Here is a 25,495-nt window from a genome sequence, read left to right on the forward strand (position 1 = left end):
GGTACTGCACCCGAGAGAGTGTGGGAGAGTAGGACGCCGCCGGACAATCTTTCGCTCAGGGGCTCACCATTTCGGTGAGCCCCTGAAGCATTTTCCGTGCCGTTTTCGAATCGGCCCAGGACGATCGCGTACACGGGCATCCGGTAGCTGGCCGACGGGCGGGATTTACCGGCGCAGGAGCGCCGGCGGGTGACCTCGGCAGGCAGAGCCGCCACGGAAGCCGGCACAGATGAGCGTGTGCGGCCGACCTGGCCGGGCCGTTGGCCAGCGCTGGCTGGAACGCGCGATTGTCACGAGCGCCGGCGGGTGTGGCCCGCGGCTGGCGGAGGCTGGCACGGAAGCGTGCGGTCCCGGTTGTCAGGCGCGGTGTTCGACGGCGGTGCGCAGCTCCAGGAGCGACTTCGCCGAGTCGGCGGCCGAGCGGTTCGAGAAGAGGGCCACGCCGAGCGAGCCGTTGTCGGCCCAGCCGCACACCGACAGGTCCGCGTCGTCGACCTTCGTGACGCCGCAGCGCATCGTGCCGCCCAGGGGGCCGGCGTCGACGCCGTGGACGTCGCGGACGCCGCCGTTGTCGTCGGTCACCACGCCGAACGCCGAGTCGAGGGCGTTGTCCGGCTTCCAGATGCGGGCGGTGCCGGCGACCAGGATCGCGTCGGTCTTCCCGTCGCGGTAGATGAGGCCGCGGCTCGTGTCGAGGCTGACCTTCGTGGCGATGGCGTCCCGGATGTATTCGGCGGCTTCTGCCGCGCCGTCGCTGGTGTCCAGCGTGAAGGCGCCCACCTTGTCCGGGGAGTCGATCGTGGTGTCGCTCTGGCCCAGCACGCGCACGAGCGTCGGGCCGTAGATCACGCCCGAGACCGCCACCACCGCGGCCGCGATGGAGGCGCAGACGATGGCGATGCGCTTGAGGGGGAGGCGGCCGGAGGGGGCCTCCTCGGGGTCCTCGTCGTCGGTGTACAGGCCGGCGGGACCGCCGTCGGGGTCGACCATCGGCGCACTGTAGCAGCGAATCCTGCGCACCCGCCGCACAGGCGCCGGCCACCGCGTTCCCCAAGCTCAGCCGGGGTTGCGCGGCGGCCCTGCGAAGCGGCGTCCCTGTGGAGAGGGTCAGCTGCGGATCTGGACTACCTCGCGGATCTGGACGAACTGCGATGCGGACTCGCCGGCGCTGCGGCCCAAGAACAGGACCAGGCCCACGCTGCCGTGGTCGGCCCACACGCACATGGCGAACTTGCTGGCCGCCTCGGTGGAGCTCGTGCCGTCGGCGCACTTGACGGTGCCGCCGAGCTTGCCGGCGTCGTACGACGTCGGGGTGCCCAGGGAATCGTCGCCGCTGGAGTCGAAGCCCGAGAAGGCGTCGTCGACCTGCGAGCTGGGGAAGAGGAACGAGCCCGTCGCGGCGACCAGGACGACGAGGTGCTGCAGGTCGCTGTCGCCCGGGGTGTAGACGCCGGCCGCGACCTCCTCGAGGCCCGAGACGTCCTTGCGCAGGCTGGACTCCAGCTTGCCGGCCAGGGTCGCCGACGAGTCGCTGGAGTCCTTGGTGAGGTTGCCGGGCAGCGTCGGCGGCGCGGACACGTGCGAGGTGCCCTCCGCGAGGAAGGGGTAGACGAGCACGCAGGCGGCGATGGCGCAGACGAGGAACACGCCGCCGAGGACGCCCAGGGTGATCTTCAGGCCCTTGCCCTTCTTCGGCGGCGGGGGCGGGGGCGGCAGGTAGGCGGGCGGATGCTGGTACGCCGGCTGCTGATAGGCGCTGGGCTGCGCGGACACCGGGTAACCGGGCTGGACGGACGGGTAGCCGGGCTGCCCCGATGCGGGGTAACCGGGCCGGCTCTGAGCGGGGTAGCCGGGCTGGCCGGACACCGGATAGCCGGGCTGGGCCGAGACGGGCGGGACGGGCTGCGCGGCCTGCTCGGAGCCGGGGTAGGGGCCCGCGTTGTTCGCCGGCGGGGGTGTGCCGAACTCCGGAGCGAGGTCGTACGACATGGGTCGGAACGGCTCCGAGCGCGGCTCGTCATCCGGGTTTTGCGGCGGGTAAGTCACCGTCGATCAGTCTCCTGAGTTAAGGGGCAATGGCGAGCGTAGACCCCCTGTGCGACAGTTCTAGACTTTGCGTGTGACGGATACTCCACGCGCGGCGCAGGCAACCCCGGCGCTCTCGGCTCAGTATGCCCCTGGCGAGGTCGAGCAGCGGCGGTATGAGCAATGGGTAGCCGACGGTCTGTTCAAGGCGGACGCGTCCAGCGACAAGCCGCCGTTCGCGATCGTATTGCCGCCGCCGAACGTCACCGGGTCGCTGCACATCGGTCACGCCCTCGACCACTCCGTCCAGGACGCATTGATCCGTCGCAAGCGCATGCAGGGGTACGAGACCCTCTGGCTGCCCGGCATGGACCACGCCGGCATCGCCACGCAGAACGTGGTCGAGCGCCAGCTGGCCAGCGACAGCATGTCGCGGCACGATCTCGGCCGCGAGGCGTTCGTCGAGCGCGTGTGGCAGTGGAAGGCCGAGTCCGGCGGCAAGATCCTCGGGCAGATGACCCGGCTCGGCGACTCCGTGGACTGGAGCCGCGAGCGGTTCACGATGGACGAGGGCCTGTCCCGGGCCGTGCTCACCATCTTCAAGCGGCTCTTCGACGACGGGCTCATCTACCGGGCCGAGCGGATCATCAACTGGTGCCCGCGGTGCCTGACGGCGCTGAGCGACATCGAGGTCGAGCACTCCGACGACGAGGGCGAGCTCGTCTCGATCCGCTATGGCGACGGCGACGACGCGATCGTCGTGGCGACCACCCGGGCCGAGACGATGCTGGGCGACACCGCGGTGGCGGTGCACCCCGACGACGAGCGCTACAAGCACCTGGTCGGCACCGAGGTAGAGCTGCCGCTCACCGGCCGACGGATTCCGATCGTCGCGGACGAGCACGTCGACCCGGCGTTCGGCACGGGCGCGGTCAAGGTGACCCCGGCGCACGACCCCAACGACTTCGAGATCGGCCAGCGGCACGACCTGCCGAGCCTGACCATGATGGACGAGCGCGGTGTGATCACGGTGCACGGGCCGTTCCTGGGCCTGGACCGCTTCGAGGCCCGGCCGGCGGTCGTGGCCGCGCTGCGGGCCGAGGGGCGCATCGTGGCCGAGAAGCGGCCGTACGTCCACGCCGTCGGGCACTGCCAGCGGTGCAACACCACCGTCGAGCCGCGGCTGTCGATGCAGTGGTTCGTGCGGACCGAGCCGTTGGCCCGGGCCGCCGGCGACGCGGTGCGCGACGGGCGGGTCCGGGTCGAGCCGCCGGAGCTCACCAAGCGGTACTTCGCCTGGGTCGACAACATGCACGACTGGTGCATATCGCGGCAGCTGTGGTGGGGGCACCGGATCCCCGTGTGGTACGGGCCGAACGGCGAGATCGTGTGCGTCGGTCCGGACGACGAGGCGCCCACCGGCGAGGGCTGGGTGCAGGACGCCGACGTGCTCGACACCTGGTTCAGCTCGGCGCTGTGGCCGTTCTCCACGCTCGGCTGGCCCGACGAGACGCCCGACCTGGCGAAGTTCTATCCGACCAGCGTGCTCGTCACGGGGTACGACATCCTGTTCTTCTGGGTCGCCCGGATGATGATGTTCGGCCTCTACGCGATGGGCGGCCGGCAGCCCTTCGACGTGGTCATGCTGCACGGCATGGTCCGTGACCAGTACGGCAAGAAGATGTCGAAGTCCTTCGGCAACGTCGTCGACCCGCTGGACTGGATCGAGCGCTTCGGCGCCGACGCCACCCGGTTCACCCTGCTGCGCGGGGCCAACCCGGGCGCCGACGTGCCGGTGAGCGAGGACTGGGTCCAGGGCGCGCGCAACTTCGCCAACAAGCTGTGGAACGCCACGCGGTACGGGCTGGCGGGCGGCGCCACCGTCGAGGGCGAGCTGCCCACCGAGGGCCTCAGCACCGTCGACCGGTGGATCCTGTCCCGCCTGCAGCACGTCATCGGCGAGGTCGACCAGCAGTTCGAGGCTTTCGAGCTGGCGAAGGTGTGCGACACGCTGTACCACTTCGCGTGGGACGACGTCTGCGACTGGTACCTGGAGCTGACCAAGCCGGTGCTCACCGGCGACGACGCCGAGGCCAAGGCGCGCACCCGGCGCGTGCTCGGCCACGTGCTGGAGAGCCTGCAGCGGCTGCTGCACCCGATCATGCCGTTCGTGACCGAGGAGCTGTGGACGACGCTCACCGGCCGCCCGACCGTGGTCCGCGCGGACTGGCCGGTCGCGGACAAGGAGCTCACCGACGACGCCGCCGAGCGCGAGGTGGAGAACCTCCAGCGGGTCGTCACCGAGGTCCGGCGGTTCCGCGCCGACCAGGGCGTGAAGCCGGCGCAGCGGGTCGTGGCGCGGCTCGAGGGGCTCGACGCCGCCGGCCTGGCCGCGCACGACGGCCTGATCCGTTCGCTGGCCCGGCTGGAGCCAATCGGCGGGGACTTCGCGGCCACGGCGAAGCTGGCCGTCGGCGTCGGGGTCACCGTGGAGCTCGACACGCGCGGCGCGATCGACGTCGCCGCCGAGCGTGCGCGGCTGACCAAGGACCGGGCCGCGGCGGAGAAGGAGGCCGAGCAGTGCCGGGCCAAGCTCGGCAACCCGGCCTTCACCGACAAGGCCCCCGAGCAGGTGGTGGCGAAGATCCGCCAGCGGCTCGAGGCCGCCGAAGCCGACCTGACCCGGATCGCCGCCCAGCTGGAAGCACTGTGACGAGGTCATTTTCCGAGGTCGACCAGGAGCTGAACGCCCGCGGGTTCACCCGCATGGTGTTCGACCTGGGGCGGATCGAGGGGCTGCTCGACTCGCTCGGCAGCCCCCAGCGGGCCTACCCGGCGATCCACCTGACCGGCACCAACGGCAAGACGTCCACGGCCAGGATGATCGACTCGCTGCTGCGCGCGCACGGGCTGCGCACCGGCCGGTACACCAGCCCGCACCTGCAGAGCATCACCGAGCGGATCAGCATCGAGGGCGAGCCGATCAGCGAGGAGAAGTTCGTCGAGGTGTACGAGGAGGTTGCGCCGCTGGCGGAGTATCTCGACGCGCGCAACGACCAGCCCCTGACGTACTTCGACATGACCACCGCGATGGCGTTCGCCGCGTTCGCTGACGCGCCCGTCGACGTGGCCGTGGTCGAGGTCGGCCTCGGCGGCTCGGACGACTCCACCAACGTGCTGCAGGCGCAGACGACGGTCATCACGCCGATCGGCCTGGACCACACCGAGTGGCTGGGCGACACGCTGGAGGAGATCGCCTGGGCCAAGGCCGGCATCGTGCACAAGGGCACGACGCTGATCTGCGCGCTGCAGCCGGAGGAGGCGATGCACCCGATCCTGGAGCGCTGCGCCGAGGTCGGCGCGACGCTCGCCCGGGAGGGGCGCGAGTTCGGTGTCGTGCACCGCGACCTCGCCGTCGGCGGGCAGGTGCTGACGCTGCAGGGCCTCTCCGGGGTGTACGAGGGCATCTTCCTGCCGCTGCACGGCGAGCACCAGGCGCAGAACGCGGCGATCGCGCTCGCCACGGTCGAGGCGTTCCTGGGCGCGGGTGCCGAGCGGGTGCTCAACGCCGAGGCGGTCCGCGACGGGTTCGCCCGCGTCACGTCGCCCGGCCGGCTGGAGCGCATCCGTAACTCGCCGCCGATCCTGCTCGACGCCGCGCACAACGCGCACGGCATGGCCGCCACGGTCCGGGCGCTCACCGAGGAGTTCGCGTTCAGCGGGCTCGTCGCGGTCGTCGCGGCGCTCGCCGACAAGGACGTCGAGGGCATGCTGGAGCTGCTGGAGCCGATCACCGAGAGTGTCGTGGTGACCCGCAACAGCTCGCCGCGGGCGATGCCGGTCGCGCAGCTCGGCGCGCTCGCCGAGGAGCTGTTCGGCCCCGACCGGGTGCACGTGGTGCCAGACCTGCCCGACGCCATCGACGCGGCGGTCACGCTGGCCGAGTCCGACAACGCGGTGCCCGGCACCGTCGGCATCCTCATCACCGGCTCGGTCGTGACCGTCGCCGACGCCCGCGGGCTGCTGAAGCGATGAGCTCGCCGGCCGGACTGAAGAACCCCGGGGCCGCGGTCCGCGGCGTCGGGGCCGCCGGGCTCGTGGTCGAGGGCGTCGTGCTGCTGCTGGCGCTGCTGCCGCTGGCCAAGCTCGGCCACGGCGACACCACCGCCGCGATCTGGGTCTGCGCCGTCCTCGCCGTCGTGTGCTTTCTGCTCTGCGGGCTGCTGAAGCACTCGTGGGCCTGGATCGCCGGGCTCGTCGTGCAGGTCGTCCTGCTCGCCGGCGGCTTCCTGCACTGGTCGCTGCTCGCCCTCGGGATCGTGTTCGGCCCCGCCTGGCTCTACGCGCTCTACGTGCGCCGATCCGTCTACTCGAACAAGCCCGACTGATGCGAGCGAGCCGGCTCCTGTCGACGCTGCTGCTGTTGCAGACCCGGGGCCGGCTCACCGCACAGCAGATCGCGGACGAGCTCGAGGTGTCCGTCCGCACCGTGTACCGCGACATCGAGGCGCTGTCCGCCTCCGGGGTGCCCGTCTACGCCGACCGTGGCCCGGCCGGCGGCTTCCAGCTCCTCGACGGCTACCGGACCAGCCTCACCGGCCTCACCACCGACGAGGCCGCCGCGCTGTTCCTCGCCGGTAGCGGCGCGACCGCGGGCGACCTCGGGCTCGGCCCGACGCTGGAGGCGGCGCGGCTCAAGCTGCTCGCCTCGCTGCCCGCCGAGCAGCGCTCAATGGCGGGGCGCATCCAGGAGCGCGTCCACGTCGACGCGCCCGGGTGGTTTCGCGACCCGGAGGCCCCGCCCCACCTCGACGCCGTCGCGACGGCGGTCTGGGAGCAGCGGCGGATCGACATCCGGTACCGCAAATGGGACCAGACCCCCGTCGAGCGCACGCTCGACCCGCTCGGGCTCGTGCTCAAGGGCACCGCCTGGTATCTCATCGCGCGCGGCCGGTCGCGCGTCAACGGCTACCGGATCTCCCGCATCGACGAGGTCGCCGTGCGCGACGAGGCCTTCGAGCGCCCCGCCGACTTCGATCTGCGGCGGTACTGGCTGGAGTGGTCCGACCGGCTGCAGCAGACGCTCTACAGCGGTGGTTCTGCCACGGTACGGCTGGCGCCGCGCGCCGCGCGCATGTGGTGGATGCTCGGGCCGGTCGCGGAGCGGGCGCTGCGTGAGACCGGCGAGCCCGACGGCGACGGCTGGCTGCGCGTGGTGATGCCGATCGAGTCGTTCGAGCACGCGCGGATAGACCTGGGCCGGTTCGGGCCCGACGTGGAGGTGCTCGAGCCGCCGGAGCTGCGCGAGCTGATGCGCGCCACGGCCGAGGAGACGCTGCGCCGCTACAACGCCTCCTAGCGACGCAGCTCCCAGCGCGTGAGCGCGATGGCGTGGCCGTCCGGGTCGCGGAACGTCGCCGAGCACAGCTCCAGCTGCTCGCCCTGCGGTACCACCCGGGGGCGGTGCACGAAGTCGACGCCCTGTTCGCGGAGGCGCTCGTAGGCCTCGTACACATCGGGGACGTCGAGGTTGAGGTGCACCACGCGGCGGTCGACCGGCGGCATGTCCGCGACCCGCCGCAGCACGACCCGCGCCGACCCGGTCTCCAGCACCACGCTCTTCTCCCCGCTGTCCACCTCGGTCAGCCCGAGCGTGTCGCGGTAGAACCGGCGGGAGCGCTGCAGGTCGGAGACGATGAGTGTGACGCTCACCCCGTTGACCCCGTCCAGCGGCATGGCCTGCCGCCGCGGCGCGGTGGCCAGGAACTCGGCGACCGCGCCCTCGCTGAGCGGCTGCTCCTCCAGCTGGTCCTCGGGCGGCAGGTAGTGCTCGGTCGCGTACGGGTCGGGCGTCACCGCCTCGTCCTCGTCGTCCGGGTCCGCGGCCGGGGCGCTGGGAGTCCGCAGGACCGGCGGCGCGCTGTAGAGGCCCGCGCCGACCGGCACCGGCCCCCGCCCGTTCATCGACCAGGCGGATCCCGCGGGCCGCTCCGGCTCGATGATCTCCGCCTCGACCGTCTCCGGCTCGAGGACCTCGGCCTCGACCGTCTCCGGCTCGATGACTTCCGTCTCGGCGGTCACCGGCTCGAGCGTCTCCGCCGTGGGCTCGCCGGCGGCGGGCGGCGCCTCAGGCGACTCCCAGGCGACCTCGCCCTCGATGACCGCCGGGGGCGGCACCTGGTCGAGCCGGGCGATGCGGGTCGGCGGCTGCTCCGCCTCCCGGTCCGCGGAGAACGCGGCCGGGGCGGGGCTCTCCGCGGCCTCGGCCGGCGGTGTCTTCGGCGCGCCGGGCGCCGCCGGCCACCACGCGGCCCCGTGGTCCGCCGAGGCCTCCGGGGCGGCGACCAGGGAGCCGCTCTCCGGAATCGTGTACTCCTCCGGGGGCGCGACAGTGCCGATCAGGTCGTGGCCGTCGGTGGTCTCCTCGCCGGCCGGGATGGCGGGCGGCTCGCTCCCGGGACGGGCGCGGCCCGTGCGGGGGCGGCGGACCCGGTCGTGCGCGCCCGAGCGCGGATGCGGGCTGGGCCGGCGGTGCTGGCCGCCGCCGGGCCGGGGCGTCGAGCGCAGCCGCATGATGATCGGCTCGTCCTCCTCGCCGATGACGGTCTGCCCGGCGCCGGTGCCGAGGATCGCCACGGGCGCCGCCACGCGGTCCGTGCCCTCGGTCGTCGCCAGGTCCGAGTCGCTCGCGCTCTCCTCCTCCGCGGCAGCCCCGGCGGCGCCGCCGGTCCTCGCCTCCGCGGCAGCCTCGGCAGCCTCGCCCGTCTTTGCCTCCGCGGCAGCCTCGGCCGCGCCGGCTGCCTTCGGCTCGGTGGCCACCTCGGCCGTGTCGGCCGTTCCCGTCTGCTCCGCGGCGTCTTCCGTGGTGGACACCATCGGGGACGCGCCCGGCGCGTGCGTGGCGACCCCGTTCGCGGACGCGCCCGGGCCCGTCCGGTGCGCGTCGATGTCGGTCGGGGCCGTCGGGGAGGCGACCGGTGACTCGGCGAAGGCGACCGCGGTGGCTGGGGCGCCGAGCGGCTCGGCCGGGTGGTGCGCGGGGTCGGCGGTCGCGTGGTGGGGCCGGCCGGGCCGGCTCGCCGGGACGCCGGGTCGGGCCGCACGGCGGGCCGCGTCCGGGATCTGCTCGGCGGGGGCCGCGACCGGGTCGGCCACCGCGGTGCCCGCGCGAGTGCCGGACGGGGCGCCCAGTGGCTCGTCGATGCCCGCGTCGATCGGCGGGAGGTTGGTCATCGTGGGCCTGTTGTCGGCCGGGAACAGGTTGCCGTAGGCGTCCTCGGACGGCGGGCCGTAGTCGTCGCCGTCGAGGGTGTAGCCGACGTCGTCGCCGGCCGAGCCGCCAGCTGGATGGTGCTCGGCGAGGACGACCTCCTGGTGGGTCTGCACGCGGTCCCACAGCACCGCGAACTTGCGCGGGTTGCCCTTGAGGACCCGGACCGGCAGCACCGCGCCCGGCTCGGGCCACTTGTCCAGCGGGATGGCGGGGTCGGTGCCGGCGACCGTGTAGCCGCGGATGCCGGTCGCGGTGATGGTCAGCTTGAGGCGCCCACGGGCGGCGGAGCCGTTGACCGTCGGCCGCGGCGTGACGCCGTCGACGACAGCGGTGCCCTGGACGTACAGGCGGATCTTGTTACGCGAGTTCAGCACCAAGATCATGACGGGCCCGGCCGCGGCGACGACCACGCCGAGCGCGACCATCAGTGATTCCTCCTGGCCCAGGCCGCAGAAGGCCAGGAAGCCGCCGAACAGGATCAGCAGCGCGATGACCAGGTTCCGGCCGCCGGACGATGACGTGCGGTTGCTGGACGGCAAGTCGACCTCCCCAGACGACTGACATCAGGCTATGCCTGATCATCACCGAAACGGAAGTCTCCGGCACCCTGAGGGGCCGCGTGTGGTGACGCTCGGTAGGCTTCGCGCAGTACCGCGATACCTGGAGGAGTCCCGTGTCGGAGCGCACGCTCGTTCTCATCAAGCCCGATGCCGTCCGCCGCGGCCTGGTGGGTGAGATCATCGGCCGGTTCGAGCGCAAGGGCCTGGCCATCGAGGCGATGACCCTGCGCACGATGGACGTCGCGCTGGCCGACCAGCACTACGCCGAGCACGTCGAGCGCGACTTCTACCCGCCGCTGCGCGACTTCATGACGGGCGGCGACCTCGTGTCGATGATCGTCTCCGGCGACGAGGCCATCGCGGTGGTACGTGTCCTGATCGGCGCCACCGACGGCCGCAAGGCCGCGCCGGGCAGCATCCGCGGCGACCTGTCGCTGTCCAATCGCGAAAACCTGGTCCACGCCTCCGACTCGCCGGAGAGCGCGAAGCGCGAGATCTCGCTCTGGTTCCCGGACCTGGCGCTCTAGCACTGCGGCGGGCCTCAGTCGGCGCCCGGCTCCGGCAGCTGGTCGGGGCGCTTGGGGGCATAGCGGCCCACGTATTCCTGCCCGGTGAGCTGCTGGATCGCGTTCATGAGCTTGAGGGTCACCTCGCGCAGCGCCCGGCTGTCGACCTCGCCGCCGCCCTGCCACTGGCTCAGGTCGAGCGGCTCACCGATGCGGACCTCGACCTTCGGGCCCAGCTTCGGTAGCGACGCGCCGACCGGCATGACCTTGTCGAAGCCCATCAGGCCGACCGGGATGATCGGGGCGGGCGCGTCGAGGGCCAGCTTGGCCACGCCCGGGCGGCCGCGGTACAGGCGGCCGTCGGTGGAGCGGGTGCCCTCCGGGAAGATGCCCAGCACGTGCCCGGCGCGCAGCACCGGCAGCGCGGCGTCCAGCGCCAGGAGGCTGGCGCGACCGCCGGAGCGGTCGACGGGGATCTGGTTCAGCCCGTACATGATGTTGCGCAGCGCCGCGCCCTTGACGCCGGGGCCGAGGAAATACTGGTCCTTGGCGAGGAAGTACACGTTGCGCGGCGCGATCGCGCCCATCATCACCGAGTCGAGGACCGACTGGTGGTTGCTCGCCAGGATCGCCGGGCCAGTCTTCGGGACGTTGTCCAGCCCGATGATCTTGGGGTGCCACAGCAGCCGGACAAGGGGTGCGATCGTCATCTTGCCGACCGCATAGAGCGCGGACAAATGCCCTCCACCAGGCTCGACCTCGACGCTGTCGCACACTCTAACGGCCGGGTGGGGCCGCGGCAGCCGGGGAGCTCACAAGGTGGGCAACACCACCCGAGGGCTAACCCTCCCCGGCGGGGGATATCACCCGAAGGTTACGAGGCGACGAGGACGAGCGCGGTGGCGGCGAGGCCGAGGCCGGCCAGCTGGAGCGGGCGCATGCGCTCGCGGTCGACGAGCATGGCCAGCAGTACCGTCGAGACGGGATAGAGCGACGCGACGGGCCCGATGATGCTCAGGTCGCCGCGGCCGACGGCGAGCAGGTAGAGCGCGTTGGCGGACATGTCCAGCGTGCCCGCGAGCACCAGCCAGCGCAGCGGCGCCCCGGCCGGGCGGGGCGCGCCGGCCCGCAGGCGGCGCACCACCAGCGGCGCGCCGAGGGCGAGCGCGGCGAGCTGGGCACCGGCGATCGGCCACAGCCCGGCCTGACCGCCCGCCTCGTCGCCGGCCCGGGACAGGCAGGTGAAGAACAGGCCGAACGCGGCGCCGGACAGCAAGGCCAGCCCGACGAGGCGGCCGGTCACCCGGCCGGTGGGGCCGCCGGCCGCGCTGACGAGGCCGATCGCGGCGATGGCGCAGGCGGCGCCGGTCAGCGCGAGGGCGCCCGGGCGCTCGCCGGAGGCCAGGCCGAACGCGACCGGCAGCAGCGCGGTGGTCACGGCGCTGACCGGCGCGACGATCGCCATCGCCCCGCCGGCCAGGGCGCGGTAGAACACGAACATGCCGAGCACGCCGAGCAGGCCGGCGGCGGCGCCCCAGGCCAGCGTGCGCGGCTGCACGGCGGCCGGCATCACCAGCAGGTAGAGCGCGAGCAGCGGCAGGCTCGCAGCCTTGGACAGCACCACGACGAGCAGCGCGTCGGCCCGCTGGCTGGCCTTGCCGCCGGCGAAGTCGCCGACGCCCCAGACCAGCCCGGACAATGCCGCCAACATGATGCCGATCATGCCGGAACCTCCGCTTCGCTCCGGCTGCGGCATGATTGGGAACTGAGCCCATGATGACCGGCCCCTCCGCTCCGCTCCGGACCGGTCATGCGATCCGCTCGATGCGGACCGTGTCGGCGTCCAGCAGCTCCGCGAGGAGGTCGGCGGCGGGGCGCAGGTCGATGTCGAGGCCCTCGAGCAGGAAGACAGCCGAGGTCGTGGCGTCGGTCAGCGCGGTGCGGCGGCCCTGGCGCCAGTTCCACCGGCGGCAGGTCACGGCCACGTCGTCGCGCCAGATCACCTCGCCGGGCTCGGGCGACTCGACGACGGGCGCGCCGTCCTTGACGGTGTCGAAGTCCTCGTCGCCGTCGGCCCGCACCAGCCGCTCGGTGCCGGCGAGCCGGGCGCGGTCCTCGCCGCCGATGGGCACGGCGAAGCGGATGCTCACCGCGTTGTACGCGTCGACGAGCTGGTTGACCGACGGCACGTCGCCGCGGGCGGCCCGCTTGCGCAGCGCCTCCGCCGAGCAGGGGGTGCGCTGGGGCTTGGCGCCGAACGCGCGGTACACATCTCGCCACGCCTCCAGGTGGGGGTGCGGCGCGGTCAGGTCGCCGGCGGCGTCGATCGCGTCGCGCAGCAGGGCCGCACTCCGCGAGTCGCTCGGGCCGTTGCGCAGCCCGTCGGCGAGGACCGCGAACACGGTAGCCTCGTGCCCCACGGAACGGCACAGGTCGAGTACCTCATCGGCGACGGCGAACATGCCATAGTCGTACCACAATACTGACCGTGAAGGAAAATATGTTGACCGACCGCGAGCGGGACGCGCAGGCCGCGATCGCGCGGCAGGTGAAGAGCCTGCGGCAGGGCCGGCGCTGGTCGCTGGACGAGCTGGCCAGCCGCTCGGGCGTCAGCAAGGGCATGCTCGTGCAGATCGAGGGCGCCCGCACCAACCCGAGCATCGGCACGCTGTGCCGGGTCGCCGAGTCGTTCGGGGTGAGCATCGGCCGGCTGCTGGAGGCCGAGCCGGAGCCGGTGGTGAAGATCGTCGGCGCGGACGAGCCGGCGGTGCTGTGGCGCGGGCCGGACGGCGGCACCGGGCGGCTGCTGCGCGGCGTCAACGACCCCGCGTTCGTCGAGGTGTGGGAATGGCGGATGGCGCCGGGCGAGGGGCACGACTCCGGCGACCACGCGCCGGGCACCCGGGAGATCATCCAGGTCCGCGAGGGCGCGCTGGTCGTCACCGTCGACGGCGCCGACTACGAGGTGCGCACCGGCGAGACCATCGACTTCCCGGCGGACCGCCCCCACCGGTACCGGAATTCCGGCGCGGTGGAGGCGGTCCTCACCATGGTGGTCGTGATGCCGACCGGCGAGCTGGACCGGCGCGGCTAGACCTTGTTCAACCTGGACGCGGTCAAATCTGGACGCGTTCAACCTGGACGCGCACGGCCTCGCCCTCGCCGACCTCGCCGGCGAAGCCGTCCGGCGCCGAGCCCAGCGAGACGGAGTCGGCCAGGGTCTCGCCGGCGACGAACGCCGCGTGCGCCTGCAGCGCGTCGGCGACCGCGGGCGGGCCGTCGACCACGACCACGATCCGGTCCGACACGTTGAGGTCGGCGTCGCGGCGCGCCTGCTGCACCACCCGGACCAGGTCGCGGGCCAGGCCCTCGGCCGCCAGCTCCGGCGTCACCGTGCTGTCGAGCACGACCACGCCCTCGCCGCCGGGCAGCGGCGCGGACTGCGTCGGGTCGGCGGCGACGAGCTTGAGCTCGTACTCGCCCTCCTGCAGCTCCACCCCGCCGGCCACCACGGCGCTGCCGGTCAGGCCCCAGTCGCCGGCCTTGACGGCCTTGATGACCTGCTGGACCTCCTTGCCGAGGCGCGGGCCGAGCACCCGCGGCACCAGGGTCAGCACCCGCGTGCAGTGCGCGGCCACGTCGTCGGTGAAGTCGACCTGCTTGACGTTGACCTCGTCGGCGACGAGCGCGGCGAAGGGCCGCAGCGCCGCCGCGTTGGGCCCGTCTGCCACGGCCACCGTCAGCGCCGACAGCGGCAGGCGCACCCGCAGGCCGCGGGCCTTGCGCAGCGACAGGGCCGCCGAGCACACGTCGCGCACCGCGTCCATGTTCGCCACCAGCTCGTGGTCGGCCGGGAACTGCTCCGCCGACGGCCAGTCGGTCAGGTGCACCGAGCGCTCGCCGGTCAGGCCGCGGTAGATCTCCTCCGCGGTCAGCGGCGCGAGCGGCGCGACGACCTGCGTCAGCGTCGACAGCACCGTGAACAGCGTGTCGAACGCGTCGTGGTCGCCGGACCAGAAGCGGTCCCGCGAGCGGCGCACGTACCAGTTGGTCAGCGCGTCGAGGTAGGAGCGGACCGTGGCGCAGGCCCCGGACAGGTCGTAGGCGTCCAGCTGCCGCTCGACGGTGGACACCAGCTCGCCCGTCTTGGCCAGCACGTAGCGGTCCAGCAGGTCGGCGCTGTCGGTGCGCCGCCTGGCGGTGTAGCCGTCGGCGTTGGCATAGAGCGTGAAGAAGTACCACACGTTCCACAGCGGCAGCAGGACCTGCCGGACCGCGTCGCGGATGCCGTTCTCGGTGACCGGCATGTCGCCGCCGCGCAGCACCGGCGAGGCGACCAGGAACCAGCGCATCGCGTCCGAGCCGTACTCGTCGAACACCCGGTACACGTCCGGGTAGTTGCGCAGGCTCTTGGACATCTTGCGCCCGTCCTCGCCGAGCAGGATGCCGTGGCTGACGCAGTTGTTGAACGCCGGGCGGTCGAACAGGGCCGTGGCCAGCACGTGCATGGTGTAGAACCAGCCGCGGGTCTGGCCGATGTACTCCACGATGAAGTCGCCCGGGTAGTGGTGCTCGAACCAGTCGGCGTTCTCGAACGGGTAGTGCACCTGCGCGAACGGCATCGAGCCGGACTCGAACCAGCAGTCCAGCACCTCCGGCACCCGGCGCATGACGGACTGCCCGGTCGGGTCGTCCGGGTTGGGCCGGGTCAGGTTGTCGATCTCGGGCCGGTGCAGGTCGGCCGGGCGCACCCCGAAGTCGCGCTCGAGCTCGTCCAGCGAGCCGTAGACGTCCACGCGCGGGTACTGCGGATCGTCCGACTTCCACACCGGGATCGGCGAGCCCCAGAACCGGTTGCGGCTGATCGACCAGTCGCGGGCGTTGGCCAGCCACTTGCCGAACGAGCCCTCCTTGATGTGCTCCGGCGTCCAGGTGATCTGCTGGTTGAGCTCCACCATCCGGTCGCGGAACGTCGACACCGCGACGAACCACGACGACACCGCCTTGTAGACCAGCGGGGTGTCGCAGCGCCAGCAGTGCGGGTACGAGTGCGTGTAGGTGTCGTGCCGCACGACCACGCCGGCGGCCTTGAGGTCGCGGATGACCGGCTTGTTGGCCTCGAAGACCTGCAGCCCCTGGTACGGCGGCACCAGCGAGGTGAACCGGGTGTGCTCGTCGACGGTCACCACCGTCGGGATGCCGACCGTCGCGCACGCGTTCTGGTCGTCCTCGCCGAAGGCCGGCGCCATGTGGACCACGCCGGTGCCGTCCTCGGTGGTGACGAAGTCCGCGCCGATGACCTGGAAGGCGTTCGGCGTGTCCGCGAGGAAGTCGAAGAGGGGGGTGTACCGCCGGCCGACGAGCTCCGAACCGGGCACCGTGTCCACGCGGGTCGCGGCGGCCAGCTCCTTCTCGTAGGCGCCCACCCGCGAGTCGGCGAGGATGTACCGGACGCCCTCCTCCTCGAACACCGCGTACTCGATCTCGGGGCCGACCGCGATCGCCAGGTTGGACGGCAGGGTCCACGGCGTGGTGGTCCAGACCAGGATCCGCTCGCCGGTCTCCAACTGGAACGCCACGGTCAGCGCGGGGTCCTGCCGGTCGCGGTAGACGTCCTCGTCCATGCGCAGCTCGGTGTTGGACAGCGGGGTCTCGCACCGCCAGCAGTACGCCAGCACCCGGAAGCCCTCGTAGACCAGGCCCTTGTCGTGCAGGGTCTTGAAGGCCCACATGACGCTTTCCATGTAGTCCAGGTCGAGCGTCTTGTAGTCGTTGGTGAAGTCGACCCAGCGCGCCTGGCGGGTGACGTAGCGCTCCCACTCGCTGGTGTAGCGCAGCACCGACTCCTTGGTGGCCGCGTTGAACTTGTCGACGCCGAGCTGCAGGATCTCGGCCTTCGTCGTGATGCCCAGCTGCTTCTCCGCCTCGACCTCGGCGGGCAGGCCATGGCAGTCCCAGCCGAAGCGGCGCTCGACGCGGTAGCCCTTCATGGTCTTGTACCGCGGGACGACGTCCTTCGCGTAGCCGGTCAGCAGGTGCCCGTAGTGGGGCAGGCCGTTGGCGAACGGGGGCCCGTCGTAGAAGACGAACTCGTTCGACCCGTTGTCGCCGGCCGGCCGCTGCTCCACGGAGGCCACGAACGTCTCGTCGCCGGACCAGTAGTCCAGGACCTCGCGCTCGACCTCGGGCAGGTTGGGGCTGGCCGGCACCCCGGAGGCGCCGGAACGGTGCATCGGGTAGGCCATCGGTGGTCGCTCTCTCCTCGCGTGGTCGGTTGTCTCGACTCATCTGTCTCGACTCCACGCGGGGACGAACCGGTCGCCCGATCCGCGGTACCACCCCGCTTGCCGCCGGATGGTGCGTCGGCGGCCGCTCGTTGGCCGGCTGTCACGGGCCGGACCCGTCCGGGTCTAGTAGGCCGGCCTCGTGATCTTGGCTGGCCGTTCTTCCGGAGGCTCGCCGGTGATGGCCGGGTCGACGCCTGTGTATCGAGGATACCGCGACCAGAGACCAGGCCCGAAGCGGGTTCCGGCGGCGCCATAATAAATAGTAAAGAAACCTTGACATTAAATTCCGGTGCGTGGACCGTGGAGGAACACGTCGACGGCCATCGACGTCCGTGCCCCTCCTGCGGCCCAACCTGGAGCGACCCATGCGTCCACGCCATGTCACCCTGCTCGCGGGGGCCGGCGCGGCGGTACTGACCCTCGCCGGGGTCGTGCTCGCCATGCCCGCGTCCGCCGCGGAGCTGCTCACCAACCCGGGCTTCGAGACCGGCTCCACGTCCGGCTGGACCTGCGAGTCCGCGTCGGTCACCTCCGGCGCCGCGCACTCGGGCACCTACAAGCTGGCGGGCACGCCAGGCGGCAGCACCACCGCGCAGTGCTCGCAGACCGTGTCCGTGCAGCCCAACACGAAGTACACCCTCTCGGGTTACGTCAACGGCTCCTACGTCTTCATCGGTGTCACCGGCGGGGTCGACGCGAGCACCTGGACGCCGGGCACCGGCGGCGCGTACTCCCAGCTCACCGTCTCGTTCACCACGGGCGCGAGCCAGACCTCGGCGGTCGTCTACGTGCACGGCTGGTACGGCCAGCCGGCGTACACGGCCGACGACTTCTCACTCAACGGCCCCGGCGGCAACCCGACCACAACCGGGCCCACGACCCCGTCGGCGTCGCCCTCGCGGTCGGCGTCGCCCTCGGCGTCCCCGTCCGCGTCCCCCTCCGCATCACCTTCCAAGTCGCCGTCGTCCTCGCCGTCGAGCTCACCCTCGACGTCGCCGTCGACGCCCACCGGCTCGCTGCCGAAACACTTCCTGACCGGGTACTGGCAGGACTTCACCAACCCGGCCACGCCGCTGCGGCTGCGGGACGTGCCGAGCGAGTACGACCTCATCGCCGTCGCGTTCGCCACCGCCACGTCCACGCCGGGCGGGCTGGCGTTCAGCGTCGACTCGGGCCTGTCCAGCGCGCTGGGCGGCTACACCGACGCCGACTTCAAGGCCGACGTCGCCACGCTGCACTCGCGCGGCAAGAAGGTCATCCTGTCCGTCGGCGGCGAGGCCGGCACCGTGAGCGTCGGCGATGCCAACGCCGCGACCAACTTCGCCAACACCGCCTGGTCGATCATGCAGGCGTACGGCTTCGACGGCATCGACATCGACCTCGAGAACGGCCTGAACCCGACGTACATGGCGCAGGCCCTGCGCTCGCTGCGGTCCAAGGCCGGCGCGAACCTCATCATCACGATGGCGCCGCAGACGATCGACATGCAGTCCACCGGCGGCAGCTACTTCGCGCTGGCGCTCAACATCAAGGACATCCTGACGGTCGTCCACACGCAGTACTACAACTCCGGCAGCATGCTCGGCTGCGACCAGATGCAGGCGTACTCGCAGGGCACGGTCAACTTCATCACCGCCCTGGCCTGCATCCAGCTGGAGAACGGCCTGCGCCCCGACCAGGTGGCCCTCGGCCTGCCGGCCGGCACCGGCGCGGCGGGCGGCGGCGTGGTCTCCCCGTCGGTCGTCAACCAGGCGCTGGACTGCCTGGCCCTGGGCACCAACTGCGGCACCTTCAAGCCGCCGCACACGTACCCGGGCATCCGCGGCGCGATGACCTGGTCGATCAACTGGGACGTCAAGAACGGCAACGGCTTCGCCAAGACGGTCAAGCCGCACCTGGCGACGCTGCCTTAGCGGCTGCCGTAACCGGAACCTTCCACCACCAACACAGTGCGGGGAGATCGGGTGTTCCCAGCGCCCGGTCTCCCCGCACTGGCTTTCATCAGCGGGTGATCAGTTCCGGGTGATGATCGCGGCGCGGATGTTCTGCATCGAGGTCGACGCGGCGTCCAGGGACTTGCCGGTGAAGACCCCGATCGCGATCACGCCGTGGTCCGACCAGCCGCAGACGGTGGCGGCGCGGCCGTTGTAGCGCGACGCGGCGCAGCGCTGCTCGCCGCCGGCCACGCCCGGGTCGACCTCGCGCACGTCCTGGATCTGGATCTTCTGCCCGAGCTTGCGCAGGCTCGCCTCCAGGTCGCGCGACGGGTTGGTGATGAACCGCGTCGCGCCGAAGACCAGCACCCGCTGCCGGTTGTCCCTGTCGTCCTGGTAGACGGCCGTGAAGCCGGACTCGTCCAGGTGGTCCGAGGTCAGCGAGGTCTGCAACTGCTCGGCGGCCTTCGTCGACGCGGCCTCGTTCAGCCTGGTCAGGTCAGGCACGGTGGCGTCGACGTGCACGCTGGCCGGGTATTGCACCCACCACGGGCGGGCCCAGGCGTAGCCGCCGCCGCAGCAGCCCGCGCACAGCGCGAACAGCGCCAGCATCACCCACGGCCATTTGCGCCGCCGGCGTCGGAACTGGTGCGGCGGCGGGAACGGCCCCGGGCGGTAGCCTGGCGGCAGCGGACCGTAGCCGGGCGGCACGACCGGGACGTACCGGATCTGGGGCTGGTGCAGGGGCTGGGGCTGGGGCGCGGGGGCAGGCTCCGGCGGGGGAGCCGGCAGGTCCAGGGTGCGCGGCGCGGCCGGCAGGTCGAGGGTGTCCTCCCACTGCCGGCGCCGGCGGGAGCCGCCGGGCGGCACGGAGGCGGAGCCGACCCACGTCGGGGAGGCCGGCTGCCGCTGGGTCGGCGACTCGTCCGGCGGTTTTGTCACAACTCGAAGGCTAACCACCGCGTGCACGCCGCGCAGAGTTCGCCCGGCGGGGATACGGTCGCAGACGTGCTGGGTCTACCGGATCACGTGAGCGCGTGCCTGTTCGATCTCGACGGTGTGCTGACCCCGACGGCGGTCATCCACAACAAAGCCTGGACCGCGACGTTCAACGAGTTCCTCCGGGCCAGGGGCCTGCGGGAGTTCGACCCGGTCCACGACTACAACGACTACGTGGACGGCAAGCCCCGCGAGGCGGGCGTCCGCGACTTCCTTACCTCGCGCGGCATCTCGCTGCCGGAGGGCAAGCCGGACGACCCGCCGGACGCAAACACCGTCAATGGCCTGGGCAACCGCAAGAACGTCCTGCTACTGGAGCTGCTGCGCCAGGGCGGGCTCAAGCCGTACCCGTCCTCGGTGACCTACCTGGAGCGGGCCCAGCAGGCCGGGCTGCGCCGCGCGGTGGTGAGCTCGAGCGCCAACACGCTGCAGGTGATCACCTCGACCGGGCTGGCCGGCCTGCTGGAGGTCCGGGTCGACGGGGTGATGATCCGCGAGCGCGGGCTCAAGGGCAAACCGGCCCCGGACACCTACCTGGAGGGGGCTCGCGAGCTGGGCGTCGAGCCGGCGCACGCGGCGGTGTTCGAGGACGCGCTGGCCGGGGTAGCCGCGGGGAGGGCCGGCGGGTTCTTCGTCGTGGGCGTCGACCGGATCGGCGGCGAGCACGCCGAGGACCTGCGGCGCAGCGGCGCCGACGTGGTGGTACCGGATCTGGGAAAGCTGCTCGAGGAGGAGTCATGACCACGTTCCCGGTGGAGCCGTGGGCGCTGCGCGAGACCAGCCTCGACCTCGACGACCTGGCCCAGACGGAGTCACTGTTCGCCCTGTCCAACGGGCACATCGGGCTGCGGGGCAACCTGGACGAGGGCGAGCCGTTCGGCCTGCCCGGCACCTACCTCAACTCCTTCTACGAGGAGCGGCCGCTGCCCTACGCCGAGGCCGGGTACGGCTTCCCGGAGGAGGGGCAGTCGATCCTCAACGTCACCAACGGCAAGGTGTTCCGGCTGCTGGTCGACGACGAGCCGTTCGACGTGCGGTACGGCAACCTGCATGCCCACGAGCGGGTGCTCGACCTGCGGGCCGGCACGCTGCAGCGCGACGTGGAGTGGTCCTCGCCCGCGCGGCAGCGGATCAAGCTGCGCACGACCCGGCTGGTCTCGCTCGAGCAGCGCTCGGTCGCCGCCTTCCGGTACGAGGTCGAGCCGATCGACGAGGCGGCCCGGATCATCGTGCAGTCCGAGCTGGTGGCGAACGAGGACGTGCCGGCCCCGAGCAAGGACCCGCGGGTCGCCGCGGCGCTCGGGCACGCGCTGGTCGCCGAGGGCCACTACGCCAGCGACCTCAACGCCCAGCTGCTGCACCGCACCAACGCGAGCTGCCTGCGCCTCGGCGCCGAGATGGACCACGAGGTCGACGCGCCCGTGCCGGTGCGCTCGCAGACCGAGGCCACCGACGACTGGGCCCGCACCACGTTCGCCTGCGAGCTGCAGCCCGGACAGCGGCTGCGGATCGTGAAATACATCGCCTACGGCTGGTCCAGCCAGCGCTCCCGGCAGGCGATCCGCGACCAGGTGCACGGCGCGATCGCCGGCGTCCGGCTGGGCGGCTGGGACGGGCTGGTCAAGTCGCAGCGCAAGTACCTCGACCAGTTCTGGTGCCAGGCCGACGTCGAGATCGACGGCGACGCGGAGATCCAGCAGGCGGTGCGCTTCGCGCTGTTCCACCTCATGCAGGCGGGCGCGCGATCCGAGGCCCGGCCGATCGCCGCGAAGGGGCTGACCGGGCGCGGCTACGACGGCCACGTCTTCTGGGACACCGAGAGCTTCGTGCTGCCCGTCCTGACGTACACCCATCCCCAGGTGGCCCGCGACGGGCTGCGGTGGCGGCACGACACGCTCGACCTGGCCCGCGACCGGGCCCGGCAGCTCGGGCTGAAGGGCGCCGCCTTCCCCTGGCGCACGATCCGCGGGCAGGAGTGCTCGGCGTACTGGCCGGCCGGCACCGCGGGCTTCCACATCAACGCCGACATCGCCGCGGCCGTGGCCCGCTACGTGCAGGCCACCGGCGACCACCGGTTCGAGGCCGAGGCGGGGCTGGAGGTGCTGGTCGAGACCGCCCGGCTGTGGCGCTCGCTCGGCCACCACGACCGGCACGGCGTCTTCCACATCGACGGGGTGACCGGCCCGGACGAGTACAGCGCGATTTCGGACGACAACATCTACACGAACCTGATGGCGCAGCTCAACCTGCGCTCGGCCGCTGTGGCCGCCGAGCGGCACCCGGAGCTCGCCCGCACGTTCGGGGTCGACGACGAGGAGATCTCCTCGTGGCGGGACGCGGCGGAGCGGGTGCACCTGCCGTACGACAAGGAGCTGGGCGTGCACCAGCAGGCGATCAACTTCACGCTGCACCAGGAGTGGGACTTCGCGAACACCCCGCCGGAGCACTACCCGCTGCTGCTGCACTACCCGTACTTCGATCTCTATCGCCGCCAGGTGGTCAAGCAGGCCGACCTGGTCCTGGCGATGCACTGGCGCGGCGACGCGTTCACGCCGGAGGAGAAGGCCCGCAACTTCCACTACTACGACGAGCGCACGGTTCGTGACTCCTCGCTGTCGGCCAGCACGCAGGCGGTGATGGCGGCCGAGGTCGGGCACACCGAGCTCGCCTACGACTACCTCGGCGAGGCCGCCTTCGTCGACCTCTATGACCTGCAGCACAACGTCGGCGACGGGCTGCACATGGCGTCGCTGGCGGGCACCTGGCTGGCGATCGTGGCCGGCTTCGGCGGCATGCGCGACTACGGCGGCGAGCTGTCCTTCGTGCCGCGGCTGCCGGGCGAGCTCAAGCGGCTGCGCTTCGCGGTCACCGTCCACGGCGAGATACTGCGCGTCACGGTCGAGCACGGCCACGCGACCTATGCCGTCGACGGGGGCGAGGTCACCCTGCGCCACCACGGCGACCAGGTCACCGTCCGCGCCGGCGAGCCGGTCACGCTGCGTATTCCCGCGCCGCACCCGGCGACCCCGGCCCCGTCCCAGCCGAGCGGCCGGGCGCCGCGTCGTCGTAAGCGGGAGGGATAGGTACCCTGGTTGTCCGTGAGTGTGACGAGCGTCTTCCCGAAACTCGAGCGACTGCTGCCACGGATCAGCAAACCGATCCAGTACGTCGGCGGTGAGCTCGGCGCGGTCGTGAAGGACTGGGACGCCGTCACCGTGCGATGGGCGCTGTCCTACCCCGACGCCTACGAGGTCGGCCTGCCCAACCAGGGCGTGCAGATCCTCTACGAGGTGCTCAACGAGCAGCCCGACGTGCTCGCCGAGCGGACCTACGCGGTCTGGCCCGACCTCGAGCGGCTCATGCGCGACGAGGGTGTGCCGCAGTTCACCGTGGACGCGCACCGGCCGGTCGCCGCGTTCGACCTGTTCGGCGTGTCGTTCTCGACCGAGCTGGGCTACACCAACCTGCTCACCATGCTCGACCTGGCCGGCATTCCGCTGGAGGCGCGCGAGCGGGACGACCGGCACCCGATCGTGGTCGCCGGCGGCCACGCGGCGTTCAACCCGGAGCCGATCGCCGACTTCATCGACGCCGCCGTGCTCGGCGACGGCGAGGAGGCGGTCCTGGAGATCACCGGGATCGTCCGGCAGTGGAAGGCCGAGGGCGGGCCCGGCGGCCGCGACGAGCTGCTGCTGCGCCTGGCCCGCACCGAGTCGGTGTACGTGCCGCGCTTCTACGACGTCGACTACCTGCCCGACGGGCGCATCCAGCGGGTCGTGCCCAACCGCGCCGACGTGCCGTTCCGGGTGCACAAGCGCACCACGATGGACCTCGACGCGTGGCCGTATCCGAAGAAGCCGCTGGTCCCGCTGGCCGAGACCGTCCACGAGCGCTACGCGGTGGAGATCTTCCGCGGGTGTACCCGTGGCTGCCGCTTCTGCCAGGCCGGGATGATCACGCGGCCGGTGCGGGAGCGCAGCATCACGACCGTGGGGCAGATGGTCAAGGAGGGGCTGGAGTTCTCCGGCTTCCACGAGGTGGGGCTGCTGTCGCTGTCCTCGGCCGACCATTCCGAGATCGGCGACATGTGCTCGGGGCTCGCGCAGCAGTACGAGGGGACGAACGTCTCATTGTCGCTGCCCTCGACCCGGGTCGACGCGTTCAACGTGACGCTCGCCCAGGAGCTCTCGCGCAACGGGCGGCGTACCGGCCTCACCTTCGCGCCCGAGGGCGGCTCGGAACGGATCCGCCAGGTGATCAACAAGATGGTCACCGAGGAGGACCTGATCCGCACCGTCGTCACGGCATACACCAACGGCTGGCGCCAGGTGAAGCTGTACTTCATGTGCGGCCTGCCCACCGAGACCGACGAGGATGTGCTGCAGATCGCCAAGCTCGCGCACGAGGTGATCAAGGCCGGCCGGTCCGCCACCGGGTCGCGGGACATCCGCTGCACGGTGTCGATCGGCGGGTTCGTGCCCAAGCCGCACACCCCGTTCCAGTGGGCGTCGATGGCCGAGCCGGAGGTCATCGACCGGCGGCTCAAGGCGCTCAAGGAGGCCATCAACTCGGACCGGTCGCTGGGCAAGGCGATCGGGTACCGGTACCACGACGGCGAGCCCTCCCAGGTCGAGGGCCTGCTCAGCCGCGGCGACCGGCGCATCGGCGCGGTGATCCGCCGGGTCTGGGAGAACGGCGGCCGCTTCGACGGCTGGTCGGAGCACTTCTCGTTCCAGCGCTGGGTCGACGCCTCCGCCGAGGTCCTGCCCGCGTTCGGCGTGGACCTGGCCTGGTACACCACCCGCGAGCGCGGGCAGAACGAGGTCCTGCCCTGGGACCACCTCGACTCGGGGCTGGACAAGGACTGGCTCTGGCAGGACTGGCAGGACGCGCTGACCGGCTACGAGCAGGACGACTGCCGCTGGACGCCGTGCTTCGACTGTGGCGTCTGCCCCAGCCAGGACACCGAGATCCAGATCGGGCCGACCGGCCGCAAGCTGCTGCCGCTCACGCCGGTCGCGGGGCTGCGGACTCCGGACGGGGTGCCGCATGCCTAAGCGTCAGCCGGAGAGCAACCAGGAGCCCGTCGTCCAGCGGATCCGGTTGCGGTACGCCAAGCGCGGCCCCCTGCGCTTCACCTCCCACCGTGACTTCGCCCGTGCGTTCGAGCGGGCGCTGCTGCGGGCCAACGTGCCGATCGCGTATTCGCAGGGCTTCACGCCGCACCCGAAGGTCTCCTACGCGTCGGCCGCGCCGACCGGGGTGGCCAGCGAGGCGGAGTACCTGGAGATCGGCCTGCGGGCGGCGGTCGACCCGGCGCAGCTGCGGGTGGCGCTGGACGCGGCCCTGTCGCCGGGCCTGGACGTGATCGAGGCGATCGAGTCGCCGCTCAACGGCGGCGGCAGCCTGGCCGACCGCATCGACGCGTCGAGCTGGCGGATCGAGCTGCCCGGGATCGCCGCGCACGACGCCGCCGTCGCCGTGCACACGTTCCTCGACACGCCCGAGGTGCTCGTCGAGCGCCTCACCAAGCAGGGCCGGCGGACCTTCGACACGCGCGCCGCAGTGGTCCGGCTCACGTGTTCCGACCTTGAGAATCTGTCGGATTCCGCCCTTGGCGACCTACCTTCCGAGGTCACCGACATACCGTGTGCGATACTCGACCTTGTCGTGCGGCAGGTAACCCCGACCGTGCGACCCGACGATGTGCTGTCCGGTCTGCGCGTAGTGGCCGACCTGGAGCCGCCGGTACCGCCCCGTGCGACCCGACTGGCTCAGGGAGTGCTGACCGAGCAGGGCGACCTCGTCGATCCACTCGCCCAGGCTGGCGTTGAGGATCGGCCGGCGGCCGTCGTGGGGACTTCGTCGCTGTAGACGACGGGTGATCCGCCAGCTGGCGGGCCGCCGGCCG

General features: G+C 71.9%; 19 protein-coding genes. 11 read left to right on the forward strand and 8 right to left on the reverse strand.

The window, feature by feature from the left end; genetic code table 11:
• Window positions 1-357: 357 nt before the first annotated feature.
• Together ACGFI8_RS21765 and ACGFI8_RS21770 are read right to left on the reverse strand one after the other, a co-directional pair.
• Entirely contained in the window at window positions 358-990 is a 633-nt protein-coding gene (locus tag ACGFI8_RS21765; RefSeq protein WP_392807371.1) for a hypothetical protein, read from the reverse strand.
• A 117-nt stretch (window positions 991-1,107) separates the two neighbouring features.
• The gene (locus ACGFI8_RS21770; protein WP_392807373.1) at window positions 1,108-1,989 is read right to left on the reverse strand and encodes a hypothetical protein; all 882 of its coding nucleotides are present in this window, start codon (window positions 1,987-1,989) and stop codon (window positions 1,108-1,110) included.
• 130 nt (window positions 1,990-2,119) lie between these two features.
• Here ACGFI8_RS21770 and ACGFI8_RS21775 point away from each other — a divergent pair, with 130 nt between their 5' ends.
• The 4 genes from ACGFI8_RS21775 to ACGFI8_RS21790 are packed head-to-tail and all read left to right on the forward strand — an operon-like array spanning window position 2,120 to window position 7,384.
• The gene (locus tag ACGFI8_RS21775; protein WP_392807375.1) at window positions 2,120-4,738 is read left to right on the forward strand and encodes a valine--tRNA ligase; all 2,619 of its coding nucleotides are present in this window, start codon (window positions 2,120-2,122) and stop codon (window positions 4,736-4,738) included.
• Window positions 4,739-4,791: 53 nt separating this feature from the next.
• Window positions 4,792-6,060: a bifunctional folylpolyglutamate synthase/dihydrofolate synthase gene (locus ACGFI8_RS21780; RefSeq protein WP_392807817.1), complete on the forward strand. Its 1,269-nt coding sequence runs from the start codon at window positions 4,792-4,794 to the stop codon at window positions 6,058-6,060.
• Window positions 6,057-6,413, forward strand: a complete 357-nt coding sequence (locus tag ACGFI8_RS21785) for a DUF4233 domain-containing protein (protein ID WP_392807377.1) — start codon at window positions 6,057-6,059, stop codon at window positions 6,411-6,413. The genes ACGFI8_RS21780 and ACGFI8_RS21785 overlap by 4 nt, the downstream gene beginning before the upstream one ends.
• The gene (locus ACGFI8_RS21790) at window positions 6,413-7,384 is read left to right on the forward strand and encodes a helix-turn-helix transcriptional regulator (protein WP_392807378.1); all 972 of its coding nucleotides are present in this window, start codon (window positions 6,413-6,415) and stop codon (window positions 7,382-7,384) included. Before ACGFI8_RS21785 ends, ACGFI8_RS21790 begins: the two co-directional genes overlap by 1 nt.
• Here ACGFI8_RS21790 and ACGFI8_RS21795 read toward each other — a convergent pair.
• On the reverse strand, window positions 7,381-9,837 hold the full coding sequence (locus tag ACGFI8_RS21795) for a VOC family protein (RefSeq protein ID WP_392807380.1): 2,457 nt from the start codon (window positions 9,835-9,837) through the stop codon (window positions 7,381-7,383). The two genes, ACGFI8_RS21790 and ACGFI8_RS21795, sit on opposite strands and share 4 nt — an antisense overlap.
• A 134-nt stretch (window positions 9,838-9,971) precedes the next feature.
• On the opposite strand from ACGFI8_RS21795, the gene ndk reads away from it, so the two are divergent.
• Window positions 9,972-10,385 (forward strand): nucleoside-diphosphate kinase, encoded by a 414-nt coding sequence (gene ndk, locus ACGFI8_RS21800; protein WP_392807381.1) that lies wholly within the window; start codon window positions 9,972-9,974, stop codon window positions 10,383-10,385.
• A gap of 14 nt (window positions 10,386-10,399) precedes the next feature.
• Here ndk and ACGFI8_RS21805 read toward each other — a convergent pair whose 3' ends face one another.
• The 3 genes from ACGFI8_RS21805 to ACGFI8_RS21815 form a co-directional block, all read right to left on the reverse strand.
• The gene (locus ACGFI8_RS21805; RefSeq protein ID WP_392807383.1) at window positions 10,400-11,074 is read right to left on the reverse strand and encodes a lysophospholipid acyltransferase family protein; all 675 of its coding nucleotides are present in this window, start codon (window positions 11,072-11,074) and stop codon (window positions 10,400-10,402) included.
• Between the two features lie 164 nt (window positions 11,075-11,238).
• Window positions 11,239-12,087 (reverse strand): EamA family transporter, encoded by an 849-nt coding sequence (locus tag ACGFI8_RS21810; protein ID WP_392807384.1) that lies wholly within the window; start codon window positions 12,085-12,087, stop codon window positions 11,239-11,241.
• An 85-nt stretch (window positions 12,088-12,172) separates the two neighbouring features.
• The gene (locus tag ACGFI8_RS21815) at window positions 12,173-12,826 is read right to left on the reverse strand and encodes a B3/4 domain-containing protein (protein ID WP_392807386.1); all 654 of its coding nucleotides are present in this window, start codon (window positions 12,824-12,826) and stop codon (window positions 12,173-12,175) included.
• A 26-nt stretch (window positions 12,827-12,852) separates the two neighbouring features.
• Between ACGFI8_RS21815 and ACGFI8_RS21820 the strand changes: the two genes are divergently transcribed.
• Entirely contained in the window at window positions 12,853-13,458 is a 606-nt protein-coding gene (locus ACGFI8_RS21820; RefSeq protein WP_392807388.1) for a helix-turn-helix domain-containing protein, read from the forward strand.
• 22 nt (window positions 13,459-13,480) lie between these two features.
• Here ACGFI8_RS21820 and ileS read toward each other — a convergent pair whose 3' ends face one another.
• Window positions 13,481-16,609 carry an isoleucine--tRNA ligase gene (gene ileS / locus ACGFI8_RS21825; protein ID WP_392807389.1) on the reverse strand — a complete coding sequence of 1,043 codons (3,129 nt, stop codon included), beginning with the start codon at window positions 16,607-16,609 and terminating at the stop codon, window positions 13,481-13,483.
• A gap of 407 nt (window positions 16,610-17,016) precedes the next feature.
• On the opposite strand from ileS, the gene ACGFI8_RS21830 reads away from it, so the two are divergent.
• Window positions 17,017-18,564 carry a chitinase gene (locus ACGFI8_RS21830; protein ID WP_392807390.1) on the forward strand — a complete coding sequence of 516 codons (1,548 nt, stop codon included), beginning with the start codon at window positions 17,017-17,019 and terminating at the stop codon, window positions 18,562-18,564.
• Window positions 18,565-18,663: 99 nt separating this feature from the next.
• Here ACGFI8_RS21830 and ACGFI8_RS21835 read toward each other — a convergent pair whose 3' ends face one another.
• Window positions 18,664-19,527, reverse strand: a complete 864-nt coding sequence (locus tag ACGFI8_RS21835) for a hypothetical protein (protein ID WP_392807391.1) — start codon at window positions 19,525-19,527, stop codon at window positions 18,664-18,666.
• Between the two features lie 66 nt (window positions 19,528-19,593).
• Here ACGFI8_RS21835 and ACGFI8_RS21840 point away from each other — a divergent pair, with 66 nt between their 5' ends.
• The 4 genes from ACGFI8_RS21840 (at window position 19,594) to ACGFI8_RS21855 (ending at window position 25,458) form a co-directional block, all read left to right on the forward strand.
• On the forward strand, window positions 19,594-20,325 hold the full coding sequence (locus ACGFI8_RS21840; RefSeq protein ID WP_392807393.1) for a beta-phosphoglucomutase family hydrolase: 732 nt from the start codon (window positions 19,594-19,596) through the stop codon (window positions 20,323-20,325).
• The gene (locus ACGFI8_RS21845) at window positions 20,322-22,667 is read left to right on the forward strand and encodes a glycoside hydrolase family 65 protein (RefSeq protein WP_392807395.1); all 2,346 of its coding nucleotides are present in this window, start codon (window positions 20,322-20,324) and stop codon (window positions 22,665-22,667) included. The genes ACGFI8_RS21840 and ACGFI8_RS21845 overlap by 4 nt, the downstream gene beginning before the upstream one ends.
• Before the next feature lie 15 nt (window positions 22,668-22,682).
• The gene (locus tag ACGFI8_RS21850) at window positions 22,683-24,641 is read left to right on the forward strand and encodes a TIGR03960 family B12-binding radical SAM protein (RefSeq protein ID WP_392807397.1); all 1,959 of its coding nucleotides are present in this window, start codon (window positions 22,683-22,685) and stop codon (window positions 24,639-24,641) included.
• A gap of 70 nt (window positions 24,642-24,711) precedes the next feature.
• Window positions 24,712-25,458 carry a TIGR03936 family radical SAM-associated protein gene (locus ACGFI8_RS21855; protein ID WP_392807820.1) on the forward strand — a complete coding sequence of 249 codons (747 nt, stop codon included), beginning with the start codon at window positions 24,712-24,714 and terminating at the stop codon, window positions 25,456-25,458.
• Window positions 25,459-25,495: the final 37 nt, after the last annotated feature.

Origin of the sequence: Dactylosporangium sp. NPDC048998 (assembly GCF_043197855.1) — a bacterium.
In the GTDB taxonomy this organism is placed as follows: Bacteria; Actinomycetota; Actinomycetes; order Mycobacteriales; family Micromonosporaceae; genus Dactylosporangium.

Bases quoted from the DNA above. Each gene is read 5' to 3' on its own strand.
- ACGFI8_RS21765 (WP_392807371.1), bottom strand. From the start codon at position 990: ATGGTCGACCCCGACGGCGGTCCCGCCGGCCTGTACACCGACGACGAG.
- ACGFI8_RS21770 (WP_392807373.1), bottom strand. From the start codon at position 1,989: ATGTCGTACGACCTCGCTCCGGAGTTCGGCACACCCCCGCCGGCGAAC.
- ACGFI8_RS21780 (WP_392807817.1), top strand. From the start codon at position 4,792: ATGGTGTTCGACCTGGGGCGGATCGAGGGGCTGCTCGACTCGCTCGGC.
- ACGFI8_RS21785 (WP_392807377.1), top strand. From the start codon at position 6,057: ATGAGCTCGCCGGCCGGACTGAAGAACCCCGGGGCCGCGGTCCGCGGC.
- ACGFI8_RS21790 (WP_392807378.1), top strand. From the start codon at position 6,413: ATGCGAGCGAGCCGGCTCCTGTCGACGCTGCTGCTGTTGCAGACCCGG.
- ACGFI8_RS21805 (WP_392807383.1), bottom strand. From the start codon at position 11,074: ATGACGATCGCACCCCTTGTCCGGCTGCTGTGGCACCCCAAGATCATC.
- ACGFI8_RS21810 (WP_392807384.1), bottom strand. From the start codon at position 12,087: ATGATCGGCATCATGTTGGCGGCATTGTCCGGGCTGGTCTGGGGCGTC.
- ACGFI8_RS21815 (WP_392807386.1), bottom strand. From the start codon at position 12,826: ATGTTCGCCGTCGCCGATGAGGTACTCGACCTGTGCCGTTCCGTGGGG.
- ileS (WP_392807389.1), bottom strand. From the start codon at position 16,609: ATGGCCTACCCGATGCACCGTTCCGGCGCCTCCGGGGTGCCGGCCAGC.
- ACGFI8_RS21830 (WP_392807390.1), top strand. From the start codon at position 17,017: ATGCGTCCACGCCATGTCACCCTGCTCGCGGGGGCCGGCGCGGCGGTA.
- ACGFI8_RS21845 (WP_392807395.1), top strand. From the start codon at position 20,322: ATGACCACGTTCCCGGTGGAGCCGTGGGCGCTGCGCGAGACCAGCCTC.